Source organism: Ruegeria sp. CDSB022, assembly GCF_059611145.1.
In genome coordinates, this window is record NZ_JBXWOZ010000001.1 from 141776 (window position 1) to 166502 (window position 24727).

25 protein-coding genes are annotated in these 24727 nt (G+C 57.5%); 13 read left to right on the forward strand and 12 right to left on the reverse strand.

Annotated elements, in window-relative coordinates:
- Nucleotides 1-112: 112 nt before the first annotated feature.
- Nucleotides 113-1090, forward strand: a complete 978-nt coding sequence (locus tag AC2FIZ_RS00710; RefSeq protein WP_281994417.1) for a formylglycine-generating enzyme family protein — start codon at nt 113-115, stop codon at nt 1088-1090.
- A 21-nt stretch (nt 1091-1111) separates the two neighbouring features.
- On the opposite strand, the gene AC2FIZ_RS00715 is transcribed toward AC2FIZ_RS00710, so the two are convergent.
- The 6 genes from AC2FIZ_RS00715 to AC2FIZ_RS00740 all read right to left on the reverse strand — a co-directional run bounded on the left by AC2FIZ_RS00715 (nt 1112) and on the right by AC2FIZ_RS00740 (nt 8604).
- Nucleotides 1112-2416, reverse strand: a complete 1305-nt coding sequence (locus AC2FIZ_RS00715; RefSeq protein ID WP_496790438.1) for an NAD(P)/FAD-dependent oxidoreductase — start codon at nt 2414-2416, stop codon at nt 1112-1114.
- A gap of 6 nt (nt 2417-2422) precedes the next feature.
- Nucleotides 2423-3781, reverse strand: coding sequence for a glutamine synthetase family protein (locus AC2FIZ_RS00720; RefSeq protein WP_142633012.1), 1359 nt, complete (start codon nt 3779-3781; stop codon nt 2423-2425).
- Nucleotides 3781-4461: a type 1 glutamine amidotransferase gene (locus tag AC2FIZ_RS00725; RefSeq protein WP_281994418.1), complete on the reverse strand. Its 681-nt coding sequence runs from the start codon at nt 4459-4461 to the stop codon at nt 3781-3783. Before AC2FIZ_RS00725 ends, AC2FIZ_RS00720 begins: the two co-directional genes overlap by 1 nt.
- A gap of 59 nt (nt 4462-4520) precedes the next feature.
- On the reverse strand, nt 4521-5840 hold the full coding sequence (locus AC2FIZ_RS00730; RefSeq protein ID WP_142633016.1) for a glutamine synthetase family protein: 1320 nt from the start codon (nt 5838-5840) through the stop codon (nt 4521-4523).
- A 109-nt stretch (nt 5841-5949) separates the two neighbouring features.
- The gene (locus AC2FIZ_RS00735; RefSeq protein ID WP_496790440.1) at nt 5950-8136 is read right to left on the reverse strand and encodes a molybdopterin cofactor-binding domain-containing protein; all 2187 of its coding nucleotides are present in this window, start codon (nt 8134-8136) and stop codon (nt 5950-5952) included.
- Between the two features lie 3 nt (nt 8137-8139).
- The gene (locus AC2FIZ_RS00740; RefSeq protein ID WP_281994420.1) at nt 8140-8604 is read right to left on the reverse strand and encodes a (2Fe-2S)-binding protein; all 465 of its coding nucleotides are present in this window, start codon (nt 8602-8604) and stop codon (nt 8140-8142) included.
- 138 nt (nt 8605-8742) lie between these two features.
- Here AC2FIZ_RS00740 and AC2FIZ_RS00745 point away from each other — a divergent pair, with 138 nt between their 5' ends.
- The 5 genes from AC2FIZ_RS00745 to AC2FIZ_RS00765 all read left to right on the forward strand — a co-directional run bounded on the left by AC2FIZ_RS00745 (nt 8743) and on the right by AC2FIZ_RS00765 (nt 12882).
- Entirely contained in the window at nt 8743-9354 is a 612-nt protein-coding gene (locus AC2FIZ_RS00745) for a TetR/AcrR family transcriptional regulator (RefSeq protein ID WP_281994421.1), read from the forward strand.
- A 126-nt stretch (nt 9355-9480) separates the two neighbouring features.
- Complete coding sequence (dusA, locus tag AC2FIZ_RS00750; protein ID WP_282027334.1) at nt 9481-10476, forward strand: tRNA dihydrouridine(20/20a) synthase DusA; 996 nt, start codon at nt 9481-9483, stop codon at nt 10474-10476.
- Between the two features lie 38 nt (nt 10477-10514).
- Nucleotides 10515-11339 carry a sulfite exporter TauE/SafE family protein gene (locus tag AC2FIZ_RS00755; RefSeq protein ID WP_281971883.1) on the forward strand — a complete coding sequence of 275 codons (825 nt, stop codon included), beginning with the start codon at nt 10515-10517 and terminating at the stop codon, nt 11337-11339.
- A 23-nt stretch (nt 11340-11362) separates the two neighbouring features.
- Entirely contained in the window at nt 11363-12118 is a 756-nt protein-coding gene (locus tag AC2FIZ_RS00760) for a phytanoyl-CoA dioxygenase family protein (RefSeq protein ID WP_281971884.1), read from the forward strand.
- A 35-nt stretch (nt 12119-12153) separates the two neighbouring features.
- Complete coding sequence (locus AC2FIZ_RS00765; protein WP_496790441.1) at nt 12154-12882, forward strand: SpoIIAA family protein; 729 nt, start codon at nt 12154-12156, stop codon at nt 12880-12882.
- 257 nt (nt 12883-13139) lie between these two features.
- On the opposite strand, the gene AC2FIZ_RS00770 is transcribed toward AC2FIZ_RS00765, so the two are convergent.
- From AC2FIZ_RS00770 to ccmI, 3 genes are read right to left on the reverse strand one after another with little or no spacing between them, the layout of a single operon-like run.
- The gene (locus tag AC2FIZ_RS00770) at nt 13140-13373 is read right to left on the reverse strand and encodes a DUF1289 domain-containing protein (protein ID WP_281971885.1); all 234 of its coding nucleotides are present in this window, start codon (nt 13371-13373) and stop codon (nt 13140-13142) included.
- 16 nt (nt 13374-13389) lie between these two features.
- Nucleotides 13390-13854 (reverse strand): Holliday junction resolvase RuvX, encoded by a 465-nt coding sequence (gene ruvX / locus AC2FIZ_RS00775; protein WP_271947775.1) that lies wholly within the window; start codon nt 13852-13854, stop codon nt 13390-13392.
- Nucleotides 13851-15074 carry a c-type cytochrome biogenesis protein CcmI gene (gene ccmI / locus AC2FIZ_RS00780; protein WP_281994426.1) on the reverse strand — a complete coding sequence of 408 codons (1224 nt, stop codon included), beginning with the start codon at nt 15072-15074 and terminating at the stop codon, nt 13851-13853. Before ccmI ends, ruvX begins: the two co-directional genes overlap by 4 nt.
- 195 nt (nt 15075-15269) lie before the next feature.
- On the opposite strand from ccmI, the gene AC2FIZ_RS00785 reads away from it, so the two are divergent.
- The 4 genes from AC2FIZ_RS00785 to AC2FIZ_RS00800 all read left to right on the forward strand — a co-directional run bounded on the left by AC2FIZ_RS00785 (nt 15270) and on the right by AC2FIZ_RS00800 (nt 20549).
- Complete coding sequence (locus tag AC2FIZ_RS00785) at nt 15270-16514, forward strand: sarcosine oxidase subunit beta family protein (RefSeq protein ID WP_271947765.1); 1245 nt, start codon at nt 15270-15272, stop codon at nt 16512-16514.
- 88 nt (nt 16515-16602) lie between these two features.
- Nucleotides 16603-16932: a sarcosine oxidase subunit delta gene (locus AC2FIZ_RS00790; RefSeq protein WP_496790443.1), complete on the forward strand. Its 330-nt coding sequence runs from the start codon at nt 16603-16605 to the stop codon at nt 16930-16932.
- Nucleotides 16933-16975: 43 nt separating this feature from the next.
- Nucleotides 16976-19990, forward strand: a complete 3015-nt coding sequence (locus AC2FIZ_RS00795) for a sarcosine oxidase subunit alpha family protein (RefSeq protein WP_496790444.1) — start codon at nt 16976-16978, stop codon at nt 19988-19990.
- The gene (locus AC2FIZ_RS00800; RefSeq protein ID WP_281971888.1) at nt 19983-20549 is read left to right on the forward strand and encodes a sarcosine oxidase subunit gamma; all 567 of its coding nucleotides are present in this window, start codon (nt 19983-19985) and stop codon (nt 20547-20549) included. Before AC2FIZ_RS00795 ends, AC2FIZ_RS00800 begins: the two co-directional genes overlap by 8 nt.
- A gap of 60 nt (nt 20550-20609) precedes the next feature.
- Here the strand turns inward: AC2FIZ_RS00800 and AC2FIZ_RS00805 are convergent, their stop codons facing one another.
- Together AC2FIZ_RS00805 and AC2FIZ_RS00810 are read right to left on the reverse strand one after the other, a co-directional pair.
- Nucleotides 20610-21005: a hypothetical protein gene (locus AC2FIZ_RS00805; RefSeq protein ID WP_142633046.1), complete on the reverse strand. Its 396-nt coding sequence runs from the start codon at nt 21003-21005 to the stop codon at nt 20610-20612.
- Nucleotides 21006-21105: 100 nt separating this feature from the next.
- A complete protein-coding gene (locus AC2FIZ_RS00810) occupies nt 21106-21867 on the reverse strand; it encodes an FkbM family methyltransferase (RefSeq protein ID WP_281971889.1) in 762 nt (253 codons plus the stop codon).
- A gap of 101 nt (nt 21868-21968) precedes the next feature.
- Here AC2FIZ_RS00810 and AC2FIZ_RS00815 point away from each other — a divergent pair, with 101 nt between their 5' ends.
- The 3 genes from AC2FIZ_RS00815 to AC2FIZ_RS00825 all read left to right on the forward strand — a co-directional run bounded on the left by AC2FIZ_RS00815 (nt 21969) and on the right by AC2FIZ_RS00825 (nt 24116).
- A complete protein-coding gene (locus AC2FIZ_RS00815) occupies nt 21969-22568 on the forward strand; it encodes a superoxide dismutase (protein WP_142633050.1) in 600 nt (199 codons plus the stop codon).
- A 4-nt stretch (nt 22569-22572) separates the two neighbouring features.
- Nucleotides 22573-23454 carry a metallophosphoesterase gene (locus AC2FIZ_RS00820; protein WP_281994430.1) on the forward strand — a complete coding sequence of 294 codons (882 nt, stop codon included), beginning with the start codon at nt 22573-22575 and terminating at the stop codon, nt 23452-23454.
- A 209-nt stretch (nt 23455-23663) separates the two neighbouring features.
- Nucleotides 23664-24116 (forward strand): host attachment family protein, encoded by a 453-nt coding sequence (locus tag AC2FIZ_RS00825; protein WP_142633052.1) that lies wholly within the window; start codon nt 23664-23666, stop codon nt 24114-24116.
- A gap of 36 nt (nt 24117-24152) precedes the next feature.
- Here the strand turns inward: AC2FIZ_RS00825 and AC2FIZ_RS00830 are convergent, their stop codons facing one another.
- Nucleotides 24153-24716: an LOG family protein gene (locus tag AC2FIZ_RS00830; RefSeq protein WP_281994432.1), complete on the reverse strand. Its 564-nt coding sequence runs from the start codon at nt 24714-24716 to the stop codon at nt 24153-24155.
- Between the last annotated feature and the right edge of the window lie 11 nt (nt 24717-24727).

Sequence of the window (24727 nt, forward strand, 5' to 3'; positions counted from 1 at the left end):
TAGTCAGAGAGACACAGGTTGGCTTACCCCGCGTAGCGGGAAATTCTTTTGAACTTGCAACTTTGGGGGAAGTACGGTGGCAATGGATCTTCTTTGACGTTGTTCTCGTATGATGGGTTGGATCACTGCATTGACTATCATTCGTTTGGCCCTTTGGGGCGCGCTTTCAACTTTCGCTTCGGCGGTTCACGCAGATTATCTTCTGTCGGATGGCACTGAAGTTGCGCCGCTTCAGATGTTTCAGGAATGCGATGTTTGCCCTGAGATGATTGCCTTGCCTATGGGTGAGTTCATGATGGGTGGACCACCGGGGGAGTCGAAACGAAACTTTCATTGGGATGAAAAAGGGCGCCGACCCGCGACAGCGGAAGAGCCGTATATCGCGCATCGTGAAGGTCCGGTTCATAGCGTCAGAATAGATCTGTCCTTTGCCATGGGACGTAACGAGGTTACCCGTGATGAGTGGATGGCCTGCGTTGAAGATGGGGGATGTAGCAAATATGTGCCGGAAGATTTTGTAATCGGCGATAGTTTTGAGCGCATAGATCTTACGGGCAATCATCCAGTGAATGATGTGTCTTATTTGGATGCTTTGGCTTACACGGATTGGCTGAACAAAAAACTCGGGATAGATGCCTACCGCTTACCAACGGAAGCCGAATGGGAATATGCCGCCCGTGCCGGAACGCAGACTCCTTTTGCGCAAGGAGAGGAAGTTACGACGGATCAGGCCAATTTCCATGCCAAACCGACAGAAGAGATGATTGGTGAAAAGCGGCCGGATTTAGTGTGGCGCGGTTACCCAGTTCGCGTTGATGAACTTGATGCCTCCAATGCTTGGGGTCTTCGGCATATGTCGGGGAATGTCGGGGAAAGAACGATGTCCTGCTGGACAGCGACGCACCCGGGTTGGTCGACTTCCAGCCAGCACTTAGAGATGGCGAGATCAGTCGATTGTCACAGGCGGGTTGTAAAAGGCGGTTCTTATCCATTTGCTATGGATTTTTCGCGCGCTGCAAGTCGCGGTGGGGCGGGCATTGATTGGCGGTCAAAATTGACGGGCTTTCGTATCCTGAGAGAGTTTAAGTGAGTTTCTCTGACAATCTCGAAATCAGAATCCCAGCCGGTCCCGCAGGGAAAACCATGTCATCGCCAGCACTAGCAACGGGCTGCGTAGGGCTGCGCCGCCCGGAAAGGGCAAGGCGGGCACGCGGGACATGGTGTCGAACCCCTCGGCCCGGCCCTGAATGGCCATCGCCATCAACTGCCCGGCATGGGTGGCCGTGCCGACCCCATGGCCGGAATAGCCCGAGGCCGACAGGATATTGGGCGCAACCCGCGTCAGATAGGGCATCCGCCGCATAGTGATGCCCAGAGTACCGCCCCAGGCATAGTCGATTTTCACATCGCGCAGATGCGGGAAAATCTCGGTCATCGGTTTGCGCACCTTGGAGGCGATATCTGTCGGGAAGCGGTAGCCATAGCTTTCTCCGCCGCCAAATAGCAGGCGGTTGTCGGCGCTGAGGCGGAAGTAATTTACCACAAACTTGGTATCGGCGACGGCGACATCCCGGGTCAGGACGCGGGCGGCATCGGTGCCCAAAGGCTCGGTCGCGGCGATGAAATTGTTGATCGGCATGACGCGCGACGCCACTTTGCCGTTCAGATCGCCGAGATACCCGTTGCAGGCCAATATGACGTGGTTGGCCGTCACCTTTCCCTGTGGGGTTTGCACGATGGCCAGATCGACTTCGTCGATCCCGGTGACCTCGGTACCCTCAAAGATGCGCACGCCAGCCTTGGCTGCGGCCTGCGCCAGACCCAGAGCAAAGTTCAACGGATGCAGGTGCGCCGCGCCCATGTCCAGATAACCGCCGCGATAGGTGGGCGACGGGCAGAGACCATGCGCGGCGCCTTCGTCCAGCAGCTCCATATGGTCATACCCATATCGCGCCGACAGATGCGCGGCGTGATCGTGGAGGTCTTGCTGATCCCCGGTGCTGAGGCCCAGAACCGCCACGCCCGGTTTCAGATCACAGTCGATTTTGTGCTTTTCGATCAGCGATTTGACCAGATCCTTGGCATCTTCAGCCAGATCCCACAGCTTGGCGGCATCGTCATCGCCGACCAGGCGTTCAAGGTCTTCCTGATCCATCCGCTGGGCGCTGCCCAGCTGCCCGCCATTGCGGCCTGACGCTCCGAAACCAACGCGATGCGCCTCAAGCAGCACGACGTCGAACCCGGCCTCGGCCAGATGCAGCGCGGCGGACAGGCCAGTATAGCCGCCACCGACCACACAGACATCCGCTTTGGTATCCCCAGCAAGCGCGGGAAAACGGTCGAGCGTGTTGGCCGTCGCGGCATACCAGCTGGCCGGATACTCGGCCTTGCGGTCGTTGGAATAGAGGAGATTCATCGCGGCTTAAACGTTCATGAGCAGGTGCTCACGCTCCCACGGAGAGATGACCTGTAGAAATTCTTCATACTCGGCACGTTTGACAATGCCATAGACGCGGGCAAATTCCGGACCCAGCACCTCGTGCAGGGCGGTGGCCTGATCAAACAGGTCCAGCGCATTGCCCATGACCTGCGGGATATCACCGTCACCTTCGTAGGCGTCGCCATAAAACTGACGGCGCGGACGTTCCTGCTGGGTCAGGCCGAGATAGCCGCAGGCGAGCGACAAGGCGATGCCCAGATAAGGGTTGCAGTCCATGCCTGCGATACGATTTTCAACGCGCCGCGCCTCGGGGCCGGACAGGGGAACACGGATGCCGGTCGTGCGGTTGTCACGAGCCCATTCCAGATTGATCGGCGCGGCATGGTCTTTCACATAGCGGCGGTACGAGTTCACATAAGGTGCCATGACTGCCAGGCCTGCAGGCAAGTGGTTTTGCAGCCCTGCAATGAAGTTATAGAATGCATCCGTTTCGCCGCCCTGAGGTCCGGAAAAGATATTCTGTCCGGTTTCGATCTCGGTGATCGAGTGGTGGATGTGCATGGCCGATCCGGGCTCATCCGCAATCGGTTTCGCCATGAAGGTCGCAAAGCAGTTGTGTCGCAACGCGGCTTCGCGGATCAGGCGTTTGAAATAGAACACTTCATCTGCCAACTTGACCGGATCACCATGGCGCAGGTTGATTTCAAGCTGTCCGGCGCCGCCTTCCTGGGTGATGCCGTCAATCTCGAATCCCTGATGTTCGGCAAAGTCATAGATGTCGTCGATCACCGGGCCGAATTCATCCACCGCTGTCATCGAATAGGCCTGCCGCGCGGCCGCCGGACGACCCGAACGGCCCATCATCGGTTTGATCCCCTGCGCGGGGTCGACATTGGGGGCGACCAGAAAGAACTCCATCTCTGGCGCGACAATCGGTTTCCAGCCTTTGTCGTGATACATTTTTACGACGCGCTTCAACACGTTGCGTGGGCTGAACGGGATCGGCTCTCCGTCCCGGTCATAGGCGTCGTGGATCACCTGCAGTGTCCAGTCACCCGTCCAAGGAGCAGCGGAAGCAGTCGAAAAGTCAGGCTTAAGGATCATGTCCCGTTCAATGAAGCCGTCCTCTCCGGCGGCTTCGCCCCAGTCCCCGGTGATAGTCTGGTAAAAGATACTATCGGGTAGATGGAAGTAGGACTGGCGTGCAAATTTGGTGGCCGGAACCGCTTTCCCGCGCGCGATGCCGGGCAGGTCAGAGATGATGCACTCGACCTCATCCAATCGGTGACCTTCAAAATAGGTACGGGCTGCCTGTGGCAGTTGTTCTGTCCAATCGGCCATCAGGCCCTCTCTTTCTTCAAAAACTCTGCCATGAACTGTCCGATCTTCGGACTGTCGTCGCGGGTGGGCAGGCGGTCGGCGGCGGCCTGCATCAGATTGTCTGGAACGACACCTTTGCCGCGTGTGTACATCAGCCCTTCGATGAAGCTGTCGCCATACTCCGGGTGGGCCTGAACGGTCCAGATCGTGTCGCCATAGGCCAGCATGGCATTCTGGCAAAAGGCGTTCGAACCGGTTACTTGTGCACCGGCGGGCAGCTCTACCACCTGGTCCTGATGCCAGGCATTCAAAGTGACGGTCTGTCCGTCCAAATCGTAGTCCGTCCGCCCCACGGCCCAGCCCTGTTCGAACTTTTCAACTTTCCCGCCAAGGGCTTGCGCAATGACTTGATGACCAAAGCATATGCCGATCAGGGGTTTGCCGCTTTGATGGATGTCGCGGATCAGCGCTTCGAGCTTGCGAATCCAGGCATGGTCCTCATAGGCGCCATAGCGCGAGCCGGTGATGATCCATCCATCAGCAGCGTCAAAACTTTGCGGAAAGTGATCGTCGACAACCGCATAGGTCACAAACTCAAAGCCGTTGCCATCCAGCAGCGCGCGAAACATGCCGTCATATTCACCGAACTGATCGTGCAATTCGTCAGGAGGGTGGCCGGTTACAAGGATACCGATTTTCATGGGTCACCAAATTTGATCAAATTTATTCTAGCTGAGCAGAACGAAGCGGGCAAGGGGGCTCAAACCGCCTCGAGATAACTTAGCCAATGCTCCTCGGGTGGGCGTTCGTCAAAGCGCAGGATCTCTTGTCGCTTTGTCATGGCAAGATTGCTGATCAGCGGGGCGGGAAAGATGCGCGCAACTTGCGGATCGGTTTCAAGGGCGGTGATGGCTGAAGCCCAGTCGCCAGCGAGTTGCGGCAGGCCGTCGATCTCATAGGCGTTGCCCGTGATCGGAGCTGGCGGTTCAGTTCCGTCCTCGATGCCGTTCAGCGCCGCACCGAGTACGGCGCTCAGCATGAGGTAGGGATTGATGTCACCACCAGCAACACGATGTTCGATCCTGCGGGCAGAGGGCGCGCCGCCGGGAACGCGCAGCGCGGCAGTGCGATTTTCATAAGCCCAGCATGCCTCAGTTGGGGCATGGGCGCCGGGGACAAGCCGGGTGTAGGAGTTCCCGTGCGGTGCAAAAATCAGAGTTGAACCAGGCATTGCGGACAGACATCCGGCTATGGCCGAGCGCAAAAGATCAGTGCCTTCAGGCCCGCCATTGTCAAAGATATTTTGCCCATCCTGGTCGACGACCGAAAAATGGACATGCATCCCATTGCCCGCATCCTGGGCATAGGGTTTGGCCATGAAAGTTGCGGTAAACCCATGTTTGCGCGCAAGGCCACGAGTCAACACCTTGAAAAGCAACGTATCATCTGCGCAGCGCATGGCGTCCTGATGGTTCAGGTTGATTTCAAACTGGCCGATCCCGCTTTCGGAAATGGCGGTTTGAGCCGGGATGCTCATTGCCTCGCATCCGTCATAGAGGTCTGTGAAAAAGGCGTCGAACGCATCCATTTCCGCCATTGACAGGACTGCCTCGTCGACCAGCCGTCGCCCCGTCAAAGGATTGATCGGAGGCACCGGCCGTGCACCTGATGAGTCCAATAGCGTGAATTCCAGCTCGGTCGCCGCAACAACAGACCAGCCACGCTCGGCATAGCGTTGCAGCACCGAGGTCAGAGCATGGCGAGGGTCGCCGGCAAAGGGCTTGCCCTGATCGTCATACAGGGACATCAACACCAGCGCTGTTTCGGTTTCAAGCCAGGGAACTGGGACGGGGCCACGCTCGGTTGGCAGTAATATGCCGTCCGCGTCGCCTGATTCAAACACAAGCGGGCTATCCTCGATATCCGCGCCCCACAGATCAACATTCAATGCCGAAAACGGCATCCGCACCACACCTTTACTCAGCTTGTCAGCATAAGAAGGAGGCACGCGTTTGCCGCGCAGCTGACCGTTAAGGTCGCAGGCCGCTACGCGAAAACTGTGTAGGGCGTTCAGGTCCATCGGCGTCTCCATCACTCTGGTACCCCGAGGTTTAATCGACACAAAGCGCCTTGTCACGAAATTTGATCAAATTATCCCCGCGCCGTTTTTTCGGCGCGGGGTCGGGACCTTATGCAAAGCTTATGCCGTTCTCGGCCATCGGCAGATCGGCAATCAAGGTCCCCGACATTGCCTTGATTGCGTTCGCGAGCGCGGGGGCCGAGGGCGGCGTGCCGGGTTCGCCCACGCCTGTGGGGGCCTCGGCCGAGGGCAGGATGTGGACGTCGATTGTAGCTATATCGCCGATCCGAAGGGGCTCGTAATCCGGGAAGTTGTATTGATCCACGGAACCGCCGGTCAGTGTGATCTGATCGCGCATCACATGCCCGATGCCATAGCCAATCCCACCTTCCATCTGGGCACGCACCACGTCGGGGTTCACCGCGATACCGCAATCGACAGCACAGGTAACCTTTTCGATCTTGATACCGTCATCCGGATCGCCCGAGATTTCGACCACCTCAGCCACATAAGAACCAAAGGATTTGTGCACCGCAATACCTTGCGCTCGACCGGCAGGGACGTTGCCCCAATCTGCTTTCTCGGCCGCAAGTTTCAGAACTGAGGCCTTGCGCTGTTGGTCTGCATTACCCGCATCCGCCAGATGTGCGAGACGGAACTCAACCGGGTCACGGCCCGCGGCGGTGGCGGCCAAATCCATCATTGTTTCCATCGTATAGGCAGTGTGGGTATGTCCTACCGACCGCCACCATAGGACCGATGTGGCCTTGGGTGTGTCGGTCAGTCCAAGCGCCATCCCCGGAATATCATAGGGGCTGTCTGCGATGCCTTCGATCGAGCTGTGGTCGACGCCGTCATGCACTGCAACCGCTTCGAACGGGGTGCCCTTCATGATCGATTGCCCAGCGACCTGATGCTGCCATCCGACGATATTCCCCTCCGCATTCAACCCGACACGAACTTTGTGGCCGAAGGCCGGGCGGTAATACCCGCTGCGAATGTCGTCTTCCCGCGTCCAGACCAGTTTGACCGGGCGCGAGCGGTCAGTGACAACAAAGGCCAACGCGGCCTCAACCTGATAGTCCGCATCCGGTGTTGCGCGACGCCCGAAAGACCCGCCGGCCAGCATCGTTCTGATGTGGATTTTCTCGGGTGGCAGCTGAAAGATTTGCTGATACGCCATGTGCGGGCCGGTTGGCATCTGAGCACCATCATGCAGAACGATGTCACCCTCTGCTGTCTGTTCGATTGTGCAGTTCAGTGGCTCCATCGGAGCATGGGCGAGAAGCGGGTAGTAAAAAGTTTTTTCTACGACCGTATCCGCCGCGTCGATCGCCGCCGAAACCGTGGCAACATCTGCCTTGTTCACGTTATAGGCGGGCTCGGCATTCAGCGCGTCCATGATCTCGGCCTTGATCTGATCCGAGTGGCGGGTTTCAGCGCCGGACATGTCCCATTCGACCTCAAGCGCGTCACGCGCCTGAATCGCGGCCCAGGTATCTTCGGCATAGACCGCAACGCCCGCCTGATTGGGCAATGCAGCGGCGCTGATATAGCCTTTGATCTCTTTCGAGGCGCTGTCGTCAAAGCTGATGACAACACCACCGCGCGACTCCGGACGTTTGATCATCGCAACCATCTGGTTGGGCAGGTGGACATCCATGGCGTACATCGCTTGTCCGTTGCCCTTGATGGCCGAATCCGTGCGACGCACGGCCTCGTTTCCGATCAGGCGGAATTCCGAGGGGTCTTTCAGGCGTGGCTCGGTCGGCGCTTCCATCTGCGAAGCGGCTGCCACGAAATCGGCAATCGGTGCAGATTTCTCGTCTGCTTTGATGATGCCTTCCTCAATGGCGATGCCTGATGCATCGACGCCCCATCTTTGGGCGGCGGCGTTGATCAGCATCTCACGGGCAGCAGCGCCAGCCTGACGGTATTGCAGCCAGGAATTCGCCATCGCGGTTGACCCGCCGGTGCCTTGGAAGGGGCCAAACAGCAGATTGTTATAGACTTGGGGGTTAGAGGGCGCGAATTCGTATTCGATCTGCTCCATGGATACACCGATCTCCTCGGCGATCAGCGTCGGCAGGCCGGTCGCAGGGCCCTGACCCTTTTCGAAATGCTTGACGATGGCGGTCACGGTGCCGTCGGCGTCAATTTTCACAAACGGGTTGAGTTGCGTCGTCTCAGATGAGGCCGCAGCCAGAACGCCATCGGGGCGGGAACCAACCAGCAAGACGGCACCGGTCGCAGCAGCGCCTTTCAGAAAACCACGGCGAGAGGTATTGATGGTCATGGATCAAGCCTCCAGAATTTCGGATGCGCGTTGGATACCGGCGCGGATGCGTTGATAGGTGGCACAGCGACAAGCGTTGCCAGACATGTAGTCATCGATTTCTTCAACGCTGGGCTTTGGATTCTCGGACAGCAACCCGACCGCCGACATCACCTGACCCGACTGGCAATAGCCGCATTGAACCACGTCCAGTTCGACCCAGGCCTGCTGAACAGCAGCGCCGATATCATTGTCGCCCACGGCTTCAATCGTGGTGATTTCGGCATCTTCAACATCCTCGATATACGTCTGGCACGAGCGCACCGGCTCTCCGTCCAGATGCACTGTGCAGGCCCCGCAGGATGCGACACCGCAGCCGAATTTGGTTCCTGTCATCTTCAGTTCGTCCCGGATCACCCACAGCAGGGGTGTGCCGGGCTCGGCCTCGACCGTGTGGGTCTGGCCGTTCAGTTTCAATGTTAAAGCCATTGGGGGGTCTCCTGTTGGGCTGGCTACCTGAATTAGTAAACTCATGGGTTTACTCTATTTAGGCGAGGGAGGAGTGTAAACCCGAGAGTTTACCTGACGTTTGACCGGCTCATGTCAAAGGGTCTATAGCTTTGAAGCATGAATGATCTCAGCGCACCGAAAGCATCAAAGCATGCCCAGATCATCGAGGCTGCCGTGGCCGAATTCCAGGAAAAGGGATTTTCGGCGGCCAGTATGGATCGGATCTCGGCCCGGGCCGAGGTGTCCAAACGTACATTGTACAAGTATTTCGAAAGTAAGGAAAACCTGTTCCGCTCGATCGTGGTTGAGCTGTCGAACCGCTTCTCTAAGGTTCAGGATATCAGATATGAAAAGGGCAGAGATATCCGCGCGCAACTGACAGATTTGGCTTGGGCCGAGGGGCGCATTCTCATGTCACCCGAGGTGATGGCGATGTCGCGTATGGTGATCAGCGAAACCTTGCACAATCCCGACCTTGCGGTCGCCGCGCAGGACAAATTGGACAAAACTGCCATCTTCTCGGCCATGCTTAAAGATGCGGCAGAGGATGGTCAGCTACGCATCGATAACCCCGACATCGCGGGTCGTGAGTTCATCGGATTGATCAAGAGCAGGGCATTCTGGCCCATGGTTTTTTGCGGGACCGTACTTAGTCAGGACGAAATGTCTGATACCATTCAGCGCAGCGTCGAAATGATGATTTGCCGGTACGGTGTCGACAATCGGTAACGCGGTTGGCAGACACAAGGACGGCCCCTTTCGAATATGCTAAACCCCGGGCTGCCCGATTCGATGGGCAGGAATTTGCGGTTTCGATCCGTCTGATTGGATACCGGGTGCGACGAGGACTCAGCATTGAATGACAAGGTAAGACAAGCCGCACGCCTGAGCGTCGCCCCTATGATGGATTGGACGGACAGGCATTGTCGCTATCTGCATCGGTTGCTGAGCACCGAGGCGCTGCTGTACACTGAAATGGTAACAGCGCCTGCGTTAGTTCGGGGTGGTGCGCTGCATTTGCTGGACTACAACCCGCAGGAGCATCCCGTGGCCCTGCAACTGGGCGGGTCGAACCCTCAGGAATTGGCACAAGCGGCCCGGTTGGGGGCGGATGCTGGTTATGATGAGATCAATCTGAATTGTGGCTGCCCGTCTGATCGAGTGCAATCTGGCACTTTTGGTGCGGTGCTGATGAAATCCCCTGACCGCGTTGCGGATTGTGTTGCCGCAATGCGCGAAGCCGTGGACGTAGATGTCACGGTCAAATGCCGCATTGGAGTCGACGACCAACAGCCCGAAGACATTTTGCCTGAGTTTCTGAGCCAGATCAGGCAAGCGGGATGCTCTCGGGTCACAATTCACGCGCGCAAAGCCTGGCTGCAAGGGCTCAGCCCCAAGGAAAACCGGGATATACCGCCTTTGGATTATGATCTCGTGCATCGGATGAAGGCGGAATTCCCGGATATGCACATCTCTATAAATGGTGGCATTGCTGATCTGGAACAGGCGCGCGGGCATCTGGATGCAGGGCTGGATGGTGTGATGATCGGGCGGGCTGCGTATCATCAGCCGTCAGATGTTCTGTCCACAGCGGATCCTGTGATTTTTGGGGTCGGTCAGGCCGCCGACCCGTTTGCTGTTGTCCGGAAAATGGTGCCTTATATCGAATGCCATCTTGCTGGCGGAGGGCGCTTGCACCAGATTACGCGACATATGCTTGGCCTGTTCGCAGGACGGCCGGGTGCGCGGGCTTGGCGACGGACCCTGTCTGAAGGTGCGGTGCATGACGGGGCGGGCCCCGAGGTTATGTTGCAGGCACTGGATCATGTCGCGCCTCTGACCGAGGCCTGAATGGTGGCAATACGGCAAAAGGTCGGTTGGGGGGAATGATGCCCGAAGTAATGTTGCTTGCTCAGATGCTGGTTCTTCTGCTGGTGATCGGAGCGCTGGCAGGCGTTTTGGCGGGTCTGTTGGGTGTCGGTGGAGGTATCGTGTTGGTCCCTGCTTTTTTCTATGCGTTTCAGACCCTTGGGTATGGCGGCCCGCAGTTGATGCAGCTGTGCCTCGCCACCTCACTGGCAACGATTATCGTAACCTCACTGCGGTCGGTTCTGGCACATAACAAAAAGGGTGCCGTTGATTGGGATATCCTGCGCAGTTGGGGTCCGGGCATCGCCATCGGTGCGGTGTTGGGCGTGATGGTGGCATCCGCTCTTCGGACCGAGGCATTGCAAGCCCTGTTCGGTGTATTGGGTATGGTGATTGGTGCCTATCTTGGTCTGGGTAAATCCGAATGGCGGCTTGGAGACGCCATGCCCAAGGGCCTGAAACGCGCTCTCCTGTCGCCCTCGGTCGGCTTCCTATCCGTTCTGATGGGTATCGGCGGCGGCAGCTTTGGCGTGCCGTTAATGAGCTTGTTCAACACGCCAATTCACCGGGCTGTGGCTACGGCGGCCGGGTTTGGCGTGATCATCGCTGTGCCCTCGGTCATGGGGTTCCTGTTTCTCGAAATTGCCCCTGAACACCGCCCGCCCTTTACCATCGGCGCCGTCAATCTGATTGCCTTTGGGATTGTGGTCGCCATGACCATGATCACTGCGCCTTGGGGCGTAAAGTTGGCCCATGCGATGGATCCAAAGCCGCTCAAGCGGATATTCGCGGTCTTCCTGACTCTGGTCGCCCTGAATATGTTGCGCAAGGCGTTGGGTTTTTGAGTTCTTTTGAGGAAAAGGGTTGGGTGAAATTTCCCCACGACCGGGCTATTCTGGACTGGGTATCTTATGCGCTGCCCGCAGCACGCGCTGCTGCGACGGATCCGGAATTCGCGCATTGGCTGGACTGTGAAGGGACCTGGTTCATTGGGGTCGACGCGCTGAACAACGACACCGAGGGCAGGGTCCAGGGGTCCCCGGTTCTGACCGGGGCCGTCATGGATTTCATAGTGTCGCGTTATGGGTCGTTGCCATTGCACAAAGCCCAGGTCTCGGTCATTTACCCCGGCTACCCGTTGCCCCGACGCGGAGAGGGCGAGTCTGCTGCCCAGTATCGAGCAAAGCGGGATGCGGCCCATGTGGATGGTTTACGCCCGTCCGGCCCGGACAGGCGCCGCAGGGTCGAGGAACCGCATGCGTGGATTCTGGGCATTCCATTGACTGATGCCAGCGAGAATGCGTCCCCGATGGTTCTTTGGGAAGGTAGCCACAAGATCATGCAGGCTGCATTTGCGGATGCACTTGAAGACAAGCGCCCGGACACTCTGGATCAGGTGGACATAACAGATGTTTATCAGGCTGCCCGTCGTGAGGTCTTTGATACTTGCCGTCGCATCGTATTGCCCGCACGTCCGGGCGAGGCCTATCTGCTGCACCGCCACTGCCTGCACGGGGTAGCGCCATGGGGTAGCGGGGCTGAGGCTGGGTCGGATGGCCGGATGATCGCCTATTTTCGGCCTGAATGCGCTGGCGGTGTGGCCGAATGGATCAAATCCTCCTAACGTTCTGTCATTATACAGATTTGGAGGATTTTTTGATGATTGCTGTCCACAAAAACTCTGACGGAGCATTGATTGAAATCGAGCTTTCCGGCGAAGTGACAGGTACGGACTATTCCACAACATTGATCCCGGCGATTGAGGCCGCACTGGCCGAACACGACACGGTGCGGTTGTTGGCGATCGTGCAGCCAGAGTTCAAAGGGTACGATCTGAATGCGGTTTGGTCGGATACAAAATTGGGCCTCAGCCACTGGCGCGGCTTTGACCGAATTGGAGTGGTGGCGGATCAGGGTTGGGTTCAGACCAGTATCCGGCTTGCGGCTCCGCTTTTCCCTTGCCCTGTGCAGGTATTCGATCACGCGAATATTGAAGAAGCGCGCCGATGGTTGCGCGAATCTCTGGGCTCTATTCACGTTATGGATCTGGGCGGCCCCTGCGTGCAGGTCAGCCTGATGGGAAAACTCGACCCTGACGAATTCAAAAAGGCCGAAACCGATCTGAACTACATTTTGCAGGAGAAACAGGGGTTTCGCCTGCTGATTGATCTGTCCAAGTTTGACGGATGGCAAGGCCTTACGGCGCTTGACTCGCATTTTCGGCTGGCCCGGGGGCATATTGGTAACCTGGATCGGGCTGCGGTTGTTGGCGACAAAGCCTGGCAACATCTGGCCCAACGGGTGGCCAGCCACATCCTTGGCACACGCACTCAGTTCTTTCCCGCCGAGGAAATTCAGAACGCCAAAACATGGCTTGCGTCTGGGTAGAAACGCAGCGGCTTGAGCCTGCTGTGACATTTACGTCAGGGCACAGAAATATCAGCGAGGATTTTTCTTGATCGATTGGTCAAAAAAGACGTACACAGATCGAACTCCTCTGCCGAACCACTGCAGAAGATCGATTGTTGAAACGCGCCGCTGTGGGTTGCCACTCACTCACCAGCTGTCAACGAACTTGACCCCCTCGTAGTTCAGACCAGCCCGCAGCGGTGCAGATTCAGCAATCACATCCTTTTGTGGAAATCTCAGGCCTTGTTGAGCCGCCCCGCCCGGCCGCCGCGCCGTTTGGCAAGCAGCGGTTTGCGAGACTGTAGGTCTGCCATGATATCGGCGCGCTCAGAGCTGTCCATTTTTGACCAGCGAGAGATTTCGTCGATCGTGCGGTAGCAACCGGTACAAATACGCTCGGTAGGGTGCACAACGCAGATCTGGATGCACGGGCTTTCGACCTCGTTCCTTTTCCAAACCATGTTCGACATCAGCGTTTTCCGATCCTTAAAGAAAGCGCATTCTGTCCAGCGCGCCTTGCAGAATATAGCCTGCCGCGACGTGGTCGATAACCTGTCCGCGACGCTTTCGTGTCGTATCCGCCTCAAGCAGTGCCTTTTCTGCCGCAACCGTGCTGAGCCGTTCGTCCCAGAACCCGATCGGAACTTCGGTCAAACGGGACAGGTTTCGGGCAAATGCACGGGTGGACTGGCAGCGTGGCCCTTCGCTGCCATCCATGTTTTTCGGCAGACCCAGTAGTATGCCCCCGATCTCACGGTCGGCTATGATTTCCAGCAGACGGGCAGAATCCAGAGTGAATTTCTTGCGCCTTACGGTCTCCAGCGGGCTAGCAACACCGCGCATCCGGTCCGAGACTGCAACCCCGATAGTCTTTTCTCCCAGATCAAGACCGATCAACGCGCTCATAGGCGCAAGCGAGCCTGCAAATTCCTCAAAAATGTCATGGATCATCGGGTCACCCCAGCCTGAGCTGCTGCCGCACCAAGGATATCCAGTGCGTTGTCATTGTCCGAGAATACGGATTGGGCTTCGGCGTAGATCGCGGTGGCCCGGTCGATGTCGCCAACCACCCCAAGGGCACCGATCAGCCGGGCCCATTCTTCGGGGGAGCCGCCTTCGGTTGCAAGCCTGTCTGACAGTTGCTCGACCATGCCAAGGATCATCTCTTGGCGCTCTTGTGCGGTCAGAGATGCAGCGGCCTCGATGTCATCCTCACCGGGGCCTGGGTTCCCTGCTGGCATAGGGGCGGCATTGAACACACCCGCACGAAAGGCCAGATCGTCCATCTGTGCGCGAATGGCCGTTGCCCAGGGGGCATTTGTCGGCGCGCTTGCAAGTGCATCCACCCAGATCCTGTAACCGATATCAGGTCGTCCGACCTGTACCATCATCTGTCCCAGGTAATACAAGGCCGGACCGTGGCGTGGATCACGCTGCAATGACTGTTTCAATGCGTCTTCAGCTTCGGGCGAGATATATCCGTTGGTAGCAAGGATCATCATCTCGGCAAGATGCGAATAGGCATCTGCGGGTGCCGTGTTCCCAGACAGTTCGATCACACGTTGCTGCGCTTTGTAGGCGGCATGGAAGTTACCTGCGTTCGCCTCGTGCTGGGCAAGAAGGATATGTCCTTGTAGGTCATCAGGACGACCGGAAACGGTTTCGCGAAGTTGCCCGAGAAGAGAGGCATAGCTTTCGTCAAGCTGTGGCAGTGGTGCGGGTGGCGTGGCGGCTTCTGCCTCGGCCTGACTGGGGCGCTCTGTGCGCAGGGCATCGGCCATTTCTAGCCGCAATGACAGGGGCTGATCGGGGAGCCCGGCTGCACCAAGCTTCAGATACATCCAGGATCCTCCGCCAACCAGGATGGCCGCGACAAATACGGATGCCGCAACCGAGATCCATTTGGACGGCCCTTGCGGTTCAGACAAAGATTGCATCTGCGCATCAGCCGCAAGAATGCGGCGTGAAATTTCCGTGCGAACTCGCTCGGCATCCGCGTCAGCGATGACACCACGGGCCAGGTCTCGATCTACGCTGGCCAACTGTTCACGATAGACCTGCAAGTCATACGCAGTGGATGGTTCGCGCGTATCTCGCCTACGCAGTATCGAAATCCCAAGAAAAACCGCTATCAGGACGGCGGTGGCTATGATGAGGGCCCAGAAGGTCATGATAACTCCAAGATGGCTGTCCTGACTTAGACCTGTGGCGGGGCGGAAAAAAGGGACAAATGGCCGCGAGGGGGCTTCATGTCGCAATAATAAGGGCGATGTCGCAATAGTGCGATATTATGGCGTTGCACGGCAGGGGCCAAAGGCGGTTACGCGGCATACCTGCGCCAATCACCGAACCGGATGGATTCGCTTATGAAACACTATTCAGCCTTTGCTGTGGCGCGCGAAGCGCTGCGCTATCATACCGGATGGGAACGCGCCTGGCGTTCGCCCGAGCCCAAGAAACGCTATGACGCCATCATTGTGGGGGCGGGTGGCCATGGTCTGGCAACCGCCTATTACCTGGGTAAGAACTATGGCATCCAGAATGTCGCTGTGATCGAAAAAGGCTGGTTGGGCGGTGGTAATACCGGTCGGAACACAACCATCATCCGCTCGAACTATCTGCAGGATCCGTCTGCCGCGATCTATGAAAAGGCGCGCAGCCTTTATGAGGATCTGAGCCAGGACCTGAATTATAACGTCATGTTCAGCCCGCGCGGCGTGATGATGCTGGCGCAGACCCAGCATGAAATCCGCGGCTATCAGCGCACGGCTCATGCGAATGCGCTGCAGGGTGTAAAGACTGAATGGATCACACCTGAACGGGTCAAGGAACTGGTGCCAATCATCAATCTCGAAGGCCCGCGCTATCCGGTTCTGGGTGCGCTGTGGCAGGAACGCGGTGGCACCGCCCGTCACGATGCGGTGGCTTGGGGCTATGCGCGCGCTTGTTCCGCCATGGGCATGGATATCATCCAGCAATGCGAAGTGACCGGGGTTCGGTCACAGGATGGTCGTGTTGTCGGTGTCGACACCACCAAAGGTGCGATCGACTGTGACAAGCTGGGCATCGTGGTTGCGGGCCATTCCGGTCAACTGGCCGAAATGGCGGGCTTCCGTCTGCCGCTTGAGGCGATTGCTCTGCAGGCGCTGGTGTCTGAGCCGATCAAACCCTGCATGGACGTGGTCGTGATGGCCAACACGGTGCATGGCTACATGTCGCAATCCGACAAGGGAGAGATGGTGATCGGTGGCGGCACCGACGGGTTCAACAACTACACCCAACGCGGCAGCTTCCACCATATCGAAGAAACTGTGCGCGCGTTGGTCGAGACCTTCCCGATGATCTCACGTCTGAAAATGCTGCGGCAATGGGGCGGGATCGTGGATATGACCGGCGACCGATCGCCCATCCTGTCAAAAACACCCCTGGGGAACTGTTTCATCAACGGTGGCTGGGGCACCGGTGGCTTCAAGGCCATTCCGGGGTCCGGCTGGGGCATGGCACAGCTGATGGCCACGGGTCATTCACCGCTGACCGAGGCGTTCTCGTTGGATCGTTTCAAAGAAGGCCGCTTCATCGACGAAAGCGTCGCGGCCGGGGTGGCGCACTGATGGAGATTTTTCGGCGAAAAATCTCGCGCACCCGTTACTTAGATTTCGCATGCAGCATGGTCTCGCCTGCTGCCGAGAGGATGAACATATGCTGATCCTGAATTGCCCCTATTGCGGTGTCGATGCCGAAGAAACCGAACTGGCCGCCGGTGGCGAGGCGCATCTGAAGCGTTTCGGTCCGGGCTCATCAGATGGTGATTTCCACGATTACCTGTTCATGCGTGAAAACCCTAAAGGCGTTCATTTCGAACGCTGGCGCCATGCGAATGGATGCGGCAAGTGGTTCCACACGGCGCGCTGCACGCAAACGCTCGAAGTTTTCGGCACCTACTCTGCCCAGGTGTTTGAGCCGCCCAAAGAAATTCGCGAGGCGATTACCGCCAAGCGCCCTGGCTGGACGTGGAGAGAATACAAATGATCCGCGCCACCACCCGTAATTCCGCCTGCGAAAGGTCCGCATCATGAGCACCCGTCTCGCAAATCAAGGCCGGCTGATTGATCGGTCGAAACAGGTCACATTCTCCTTCAACGGCACTTCGATGCAGGGCTACGAAGGCGACACGCTTGCCTCGGCCTTGCTGGCTAATGATCAGATGATGATGGGCCGGTCGTTCAAGTATCACCGCCCACGTGGTGTTGTCGCCAGTGGTGCGGAAGAACCCAACGCTCTGGTCGGTCTGGGGCAGGGCAATCGGTTCGAGCCGAACCAGCGCGCCACCACGACCGAGCTGTTCAACGGTCTGACCTCGATCTCTCAGAACCACTGGCCGAACCTGGAATTTGATATCGGTGCGATCAATACGCACCTGTCGCGGTTCTTGCCGGCTGGCTTCTATTACAAGATGTTCATTCATCCCAAGCCGTTCTGGAAACATGTCTACGAGCCGTTCATCCGCCAATCTGCCGGTCTGGGCAAAGCCCCCGACAAGGACAGCCGTGATGCGGATACCTATGAGCATTTCTACAACTTCGTCGATGTGTTGGTGATCGGTGGCGGCGTGGCCGGTTTGCAGGCTGCCAAAGTGGCCGCTCAGTCCGGTGCAAAGGTCATGTTGATTGAGCAGACCGCGCATTGGGGTGGCCGTGCCCCAGTTGATGGCGGCACAATCAATGATGAGCCTGTGGATAAGTTTGTGGAACAAATTGTTTCCGAACTTGAAACAATGGGCAACGTCATCTTGCGCAACCGCTGCATGGGTGCAGGGGTCTATGACCATGGCTATGTGCTGGGCTATGAACGCCTGACAGACCACAAGCCTGGTGCACAGGGCCCGCGCCATCGTCTCTGGCGTATTCGGGCGAAACAGGTCGTGACTGCTACCGGTGCGATTGAGCGTCCGTTGTCTTTTGCGGGTAATGATGTGCCGGGTGTCATGCTGGCCTCGGCCATGCGGGATTATGTCGTGAACTGGGGTGTGACACCCGGTGAAAAGGTGATTGTGGCCACCAATAATGACGACGCCTACCGGACTGCGATCACCTTGAAACAGGCCGGTGTCGATATCTTGCGTGTGGTTGACGCAAGGGCTACCTCCGGCCCTCTGGCTGAAGAGGCGCGCCAACTGGGTATCCGCGTCGATGTGGGCAAGGCCATTGCCAAAGTCAAAGGCGGCAAACGCGTCAAGAAAGTTGCCATCTGCAATCAGGACGGCATCGGTGGCGCCCGTGAAGAGGTCGAATGCGACGCTGTTGCGATGTCGGGCGGTTGGTCTCCGGTCGTGCATATGTGGTCGCACTGCGGCGGCAAGCTGATCTGGGACGATGCCAATGCGCATTTCCGGCCGGATCCTGCGCGACCCCCGCTTGGGGCCGATGGCGAAGGGTTCGTCGTAGCCGCCGGGGCATCGAATGGCCCGATGGCGCTGGGCGATGTGCTGGCCGATGCCGATGCAGCCGGTAAGGCCGCAGCCAAAGCGGCTGGATTCAAAACCAAACGCACCAAAGCGCCTGTCGGGGAAGCTACGTCCGAGGCACCTATGGCTGCGGTCTGGTTGATGCCTGCGAACGCGGATATTCAACTGCGGATGAAGTCCTGGCTGGACTTCCAAAACGACGTCAAAGTTTCGGACGTGCAACTTGCCGCGCGTGAGGGGTATGAGAGCGTTGAACATACCAAGCGTTACACCACTCTGGGCATGGCAACCGATCAGGGTAAACTGAGTAACATCAACGGATTGGCGATCCTAGCTGATGCGTTGGACTCCGAAATCCCGAAGGTTGGAACAACAACGTTCCGCCCGCCTTACACCCCAATTTCAATGGCATCTATCGGCGGTGAGGCACGTGGTGAGGTGTTCCAGCCAATCCGTCAAACCCCGATGCACAACTGGCACGACAAGAACGGCGCCGATTGGGAGCCGGTCGGCCACTGGCGCCGGACTTATGCCTATGTTCGTCCGGGTGAATCCGTGCATGACGCCGTGAACCGTGAGGTGAAAAATACCCGCGAGAACCTCGGCCTGCTGGATGCCTCGACCTTGGGCAAGCTGATCGTCAAAGGGCCGGACGCAGGCAAGTTCCTGGACATGATGTACACCAACATGATGTCTACTCTGAAGGTCGGCAAATGCCGCTATGGCCTGATGTGTTCCGAGAATGGCTTTCTGATCGACGACGGTGTTGTTGCCAGGATCGACGAAGACAGATGGTTGTGCCACACCACCACCGGCGGGGCCGAACGTATCCACGGTCACATGGAAGAATGGCTGCAAACCGAATGGTGGGACTGGAAAGTCTATGTTGCCAACGTGACCGAGCAATATGCGCAGGTCGCCGTTGTTGGCCCCAACGCCCGCAAGGTGCTTGAAAAGCTCGGCGGCATGGATGTGTCGAAAGAGGCGCTGCCCTTCATGGAGTGGCGCGATGGCAAGATCGGCGACTTTGATTGCCGGGCTTATCGCATCTCGTTCTCGGGTGAGCTGTCGTACGAGATCGCCGTCCCTGCATCACAAGGGCAGGCCTTCTGGAATGCGCTGATGGATGCAGGCAAGGAATTCGGCGTGATGCCCTATGGCACTGAATGTCTGCACATACTGCGGGCCGAGAAGGGCTTTATCATGATCGGCGACGAAACCGATGGAACCGTGATCCCGCAGGATCTGGGGCTGCATTGGGCGCTTTCGAAAAAGAAAGAGGATTACCTCGGCAAACGTGCCCATTTGCGCAGCCATATGGCCGATCCCGAGCGTTGGAAACTGGTGGGTCTTGAGACTGTGGATGGTTCTGTCATCCCGGATGGGGCTTACGCAGTGGGAGAGGGCGTCAACGCCAACGGTCAGCGCAACATGATCGGTCGTGTGACCTCAACCTATTATTCGGCCAATCTGGGCAAAGGCATCGCCATGGGCTTGATCAAGCATGGTCCTGACCGCATGGGCGAGATTGTCGAGTTCCCGGGCACCGATGGCAAATCCTACAAAGCAAAGATCGTGGATCCGATCTTCTTCGACAAGGACGGGGAGAAGCAGAATGTCTGAACCCATCAGCGCACTGAACCACGCCAGCTATGAGGGCATCGCCAAGGTTGAAGAATGCGGCCTGCAGGGCATGATCACCCTGCGCGGCGACCTGTCCGACAAGGTTCTGGTGAAGGCCGTCAAAGACGCCACCGGCCAGAAAGTACCCGGCCAGCGCGAGGCATTTGTCGACGGAGACAGCGGTGTTTGCTGGATGTCCACCGACGAATTGCTTGTGCTTGTCCCATATGCCGAGGTCGAGGCCAAACTGGCCGCGATGACCAACGCGCTAAGCGGTGTGCATGCCCTGGCGGTCAACGTCTCGGATGCCCGCGCGGTGTTCAGCATCTCGGGCTCGAACGCTCGCGAAGTTCTGGGCAAACTGGCCCCGGTAGATCTGTCGGCTGACGCCTTCCAACCCGGCCAAATCCGCCGCTCGCGCTTGGCGCAGGTTGCCGGTGCGTTCTGGCTGGATGACGCCGAAACTCTCCGCGTCGTCTGCTTCCGGTCAACCGCAGACTACGTGTTCAAACTGTTGAAGGTCGCAGCGCAGCCGGGCAGTGAGGTCGGGGTTTATTAGGTTCCGAAGCTAGGAAAAAAAGCCCCGGATTTTCCGGGGCTTTTGCGGTTTAACCGAAGCTTAACCATCGATCACTTTGCATTTGCCTTGCCCTGAAGGCTTGTTGACAAAGTTGGCATTCACCCAGTTGCCTCTCAGTTTCACGGTGTTGTCAGAAGGGTCAATGCGGGCCGTGTAATTTACCCGGACTTTTTGGCCGCCAAACTCTGTCAACTCAACGCGCCAATCCAGCTTGTAACGCTTCTTTCTATCAATTTTCAGCTTAGCGGACTGCATTTCGTTGTGCCCGCTGGCTGTTTGCGCACTAACGCCGTCCTTATCAATAACAAAGATATAGCGGGGCGCGACCCACCCGGTTCCGTCGCGGTCGCGAACGGCACAATCGTAAGTAATTGTTTCCGCCGCCGCTGCCTGTGCAAAAACGGTAAAAATGGATGCTAAGAAAAGATATTTCATGGTTCCTCGTTTAATCGGTCTATCCAGAAGGGAAGACACCAAACAATGCGAGAGTTTCAAGCGCATATGCAACTAATGCACGAAAAAAATTCTGCACATTCTATTCACGCAACACAACGGCGCGATACCGCTTCAACTCTTGAGGTTGCAGCAATTCTTCGACCTTTAGTGGGTGCCCGTTTTCGTCTTGAATTTCAGTGTAGAAGGCAAGGCTTTCTAAGAGTTGAGATGTCCGTATAAGCCGGTCTTCCTCGGCCAGAAGGGGCGAGTGGAGCGAAATATACAGGGCCGGGCGATGCTTTTTCAGAAAGGGCAAAAGGCTCGGCAGAACCGCAAATTCCGCCCCTTCGATATCCATCTTGACCAAGGAGACACGGGACAGGTCATTTACGGCCTCGAACTGATCCCACTCGATGGTCAATGCATCTGTCCCATGCACCCCGTCATGCAACAGTGAACTGGTGGAATCCCCGGGTTCACCGCGAACGGATGCCATACGGGCCACGCCGAATTGATCCGACAATGCGACGCCAAATGCCGAAACATTGCGAATGTCGTTCAGGTCCAGATTCCACGCCAGATGCCGAAACGCGGTGGGGTCTGGTTCGAAACACCAGACGTGGCGGGCTTTGCGGGCACCGTACAGCACCGTTGGGCCGATCCATGCCCCGATGTCCAGATAGTCGCTGTCCGGCGTTAGATATCTATCCAGCACGGCAAAAGTCTCGGGCTCCCACGCGCCGGCCGAGGCCTTGCGCCAGAACTTCGAGTGGTAGGGATCCAGCCGGAAAGGCTCGCCATTCAGGCTGCCCGCATAGTATCCGCGGGCGCGGTAAAACATCTTGCGCGCCTGAGTTAGCATCGCGGACCTCCGGGTTTTATGATCTCTGCCCTTGACCTGCGGCACTTGCCAAAGCATTTAACCTTGGGAACCGCAACTTACATTTTAAACAGGGGGCCGAGATGGCTTTTGAACTTCCTGATCTTCCTTATGCACACGACGCGCTGGCAGCCAAGGGCATGTCCGCCGAAACATTGGAATTTCACCACGACCTGCACCACAAGGCCTATGTCGACAACGGCAACAAGCTGATCGCTGGTACCGAGTGGGACGGCAAGTCGCTGGAAGAGATCATCACCGGCACCTACGACGCAAATGCCGTCGCGCAAAACGGCATCTTCAACAACATCAGTCAGCTTTGGAACCACAACCAGTTCTGGGAGATGATGGGCCCCGGCGACAACGCCATGCCTGGCGAGCTGGAAAAGGCGCTGGTCGAATGCTTTGGCTCGGTTGACGAGTTCAAGTCGCAGTTCAGCGCGGCTGGTGCCGGTCAGTTCGGTTCGGGCTGGGCGTGGCTGGTCAAGAATGCGGACGGTTCGCTGGCCGTGACCAAGACCGAAAACGGCGTGAACCCGCTGTGCTTTGGCCAGACTGCTCTGTTGGGCTGCGACGTGTGGGAGCATTCATATTACATAGACTTCCGCAACAAGCGTCCGGTGTACCTGTCGAACTTCCTCGACAATCTGGTGAACTGGGAAAACGTCGCTTCGCGGATGTGATCCAGTGACCCGTAGAGGGTTCATAAAGGGCCTGCTGGCAGTGATGCTGGCAGGCCTTTTTGCTGCCACGTATGGTTTCTTCATCGAACCCGCGCTGCGCCTGCGTGTTCGTAAGTGGCGGATCCGGCGCGCGGACTGGACCGCACCGCCGCTGCGGATCGCGGTGCTGGCTGATCTGCATGTTGGTGAGCCCTATGTGGGGTTGAAAAGAGTCCAGCAGATCGTTCGGCGCACAAACGCTCTGTCACCTGACCTTATCCTGCTGTTGGGTGACTATGCCGCCGGGCACAGGATAAATTTACAACCGGTTAAAATTGCCGATCTGGCGCCGGTGTTGTCCGGGTTGCAGGCAAAGCATGGTGTCTATGCGGTTCTGGGAAATCACGATTGGTGGGATGACCGGTCAGCCCAAAAGCGCAGGGGCGGGCCGAATCTGTACGGCGATGCGCTGAGACGGAATGGTATCCGGGTGCTTTCAAACGAGGCCTTCAAACTGGATGGTGCCGGGATTTGGCTTGCAGGCCTCGAAGATCAGTTGGCGATTTATACGGGCAATGGTCGATACCAAGGGCTGGATGACCTGCCTGCGACGCTTAGGCAGATCACGGATGATGCCCCGGTGGTGATGATGGCGCATGAACCGGATATCTTCCCCAAAGTTCCTGATCGCGTGGCCCTGACCCTGTCAGGTCATACTCATGGAGGGCAGGTACGGCTGTTTGGCTGGTCGCCGGTGGTGCCCTCGAAATTCGGCAATCGCTATGCCTATGGTCACGTGCGCGAAGGCAATCGTGATCTGGTCGTGTCCGGGGGTATCGGATGTTCGATCCTGCCCGTGCGTTTTGGTGTAACGCCCGAAATTACGGTCATCGAACTGTTCTCCTGACCGGTGAAAACCCGCCTATAGCGGCAGTTTCGGTGCCCGGCCGGATTGTAAGATGGCGCGCAGTGCCTACCTTAAAGGGAGCGGAGGAGAGAGCCGCAAATCACTTGCAAAAAACACAGGCGGCGCGGCGAAAAACAAAGCTGCGCAAATGGTTAGCCGTGCCTGAAAGATGAGGGATGGTCTCAGAAAAACCAAATCAGGAGATCACAATGGTCGCATTAACGCAGGGAACATGGATTGTCATCGCCGACGGGGAAAAGGCGCTGTTCATGGAGAATATCACGGATGCCGAAGACCCCAATCTGGTGGTTGTCTCGGTCGAAGAAAGCGATGTCCCAAACGCTAGGCCCTCTGATCGGGCGGGGCGGCGCTCGGACAATGGCCCAAATCAGAAATCAGCGGTCGAAGAACCCAAGTGGAAATCTCAGGCCAAGTCTTTGTTCGTGCAGGATGTGGCTAATCTGTTGAATCGCAAAGGTTTGAAGGGGGCATATAAACGCCTGGTTTTGGTCGCCAGCCCCCATGTTTTGGGCCTTCTGCGACGCCGCCTGCACAGCGAAGTCTTAAGGAAAGTAGTTGCCGAGGTTGATAAGACCCTGACCAACCACCCGCTGAACAAAGTGGAACAGGTTCTGATCAGCCGTCTAAAACCGGCCAGTTGAGTATCCGGCGATCTGCGGACGGACCATACTGCCCGACTAGCCCTTATGCGGGACCAGCATCGCCCTCAGGGTCGACATCGCCGTTTCCGGGCTGTCGACCCACGTTATGAAATCGGCCAGAGATGTGTCCGCAAATCCCTGGCCGATGACCTGCTGCACAAGATCATGCAGGGCATCCCAATATCCATCAACATTCATGACCAGAATGGGTTTGTCGTGCAGGCCCAACTGTCGCCATGTCAGGGCTTCGAACAATTCGTCCAGTGAACCCGGACCACCCGGCAGTACGACCACGGCATCGGCGTTCATGATCATGACCTTTTTCCGCTCGTGCATCGTTTCGGTAATCACGAAACGGGTCAGGTCGGTCTTGCCGACCTCGCGCTTTAACAGGTGAACGGGAATTACGCCGAATGTGTCGCCTCCGGCGGATTGTGCCGCGCGCGCAACTTCGCCCATTAGGCCCACATCGCCAGCACCATAGACCAGTCGCCAGTCCTCCTGCGCCAGAAGCTGGCCAAAGGACCGGGCGGCGTCGGAATAGCTGGTTTGGGCGCCATTGCGTGACCCGCAATACACACAGACGGATTTCTGAGACATCGGGAGGGTTC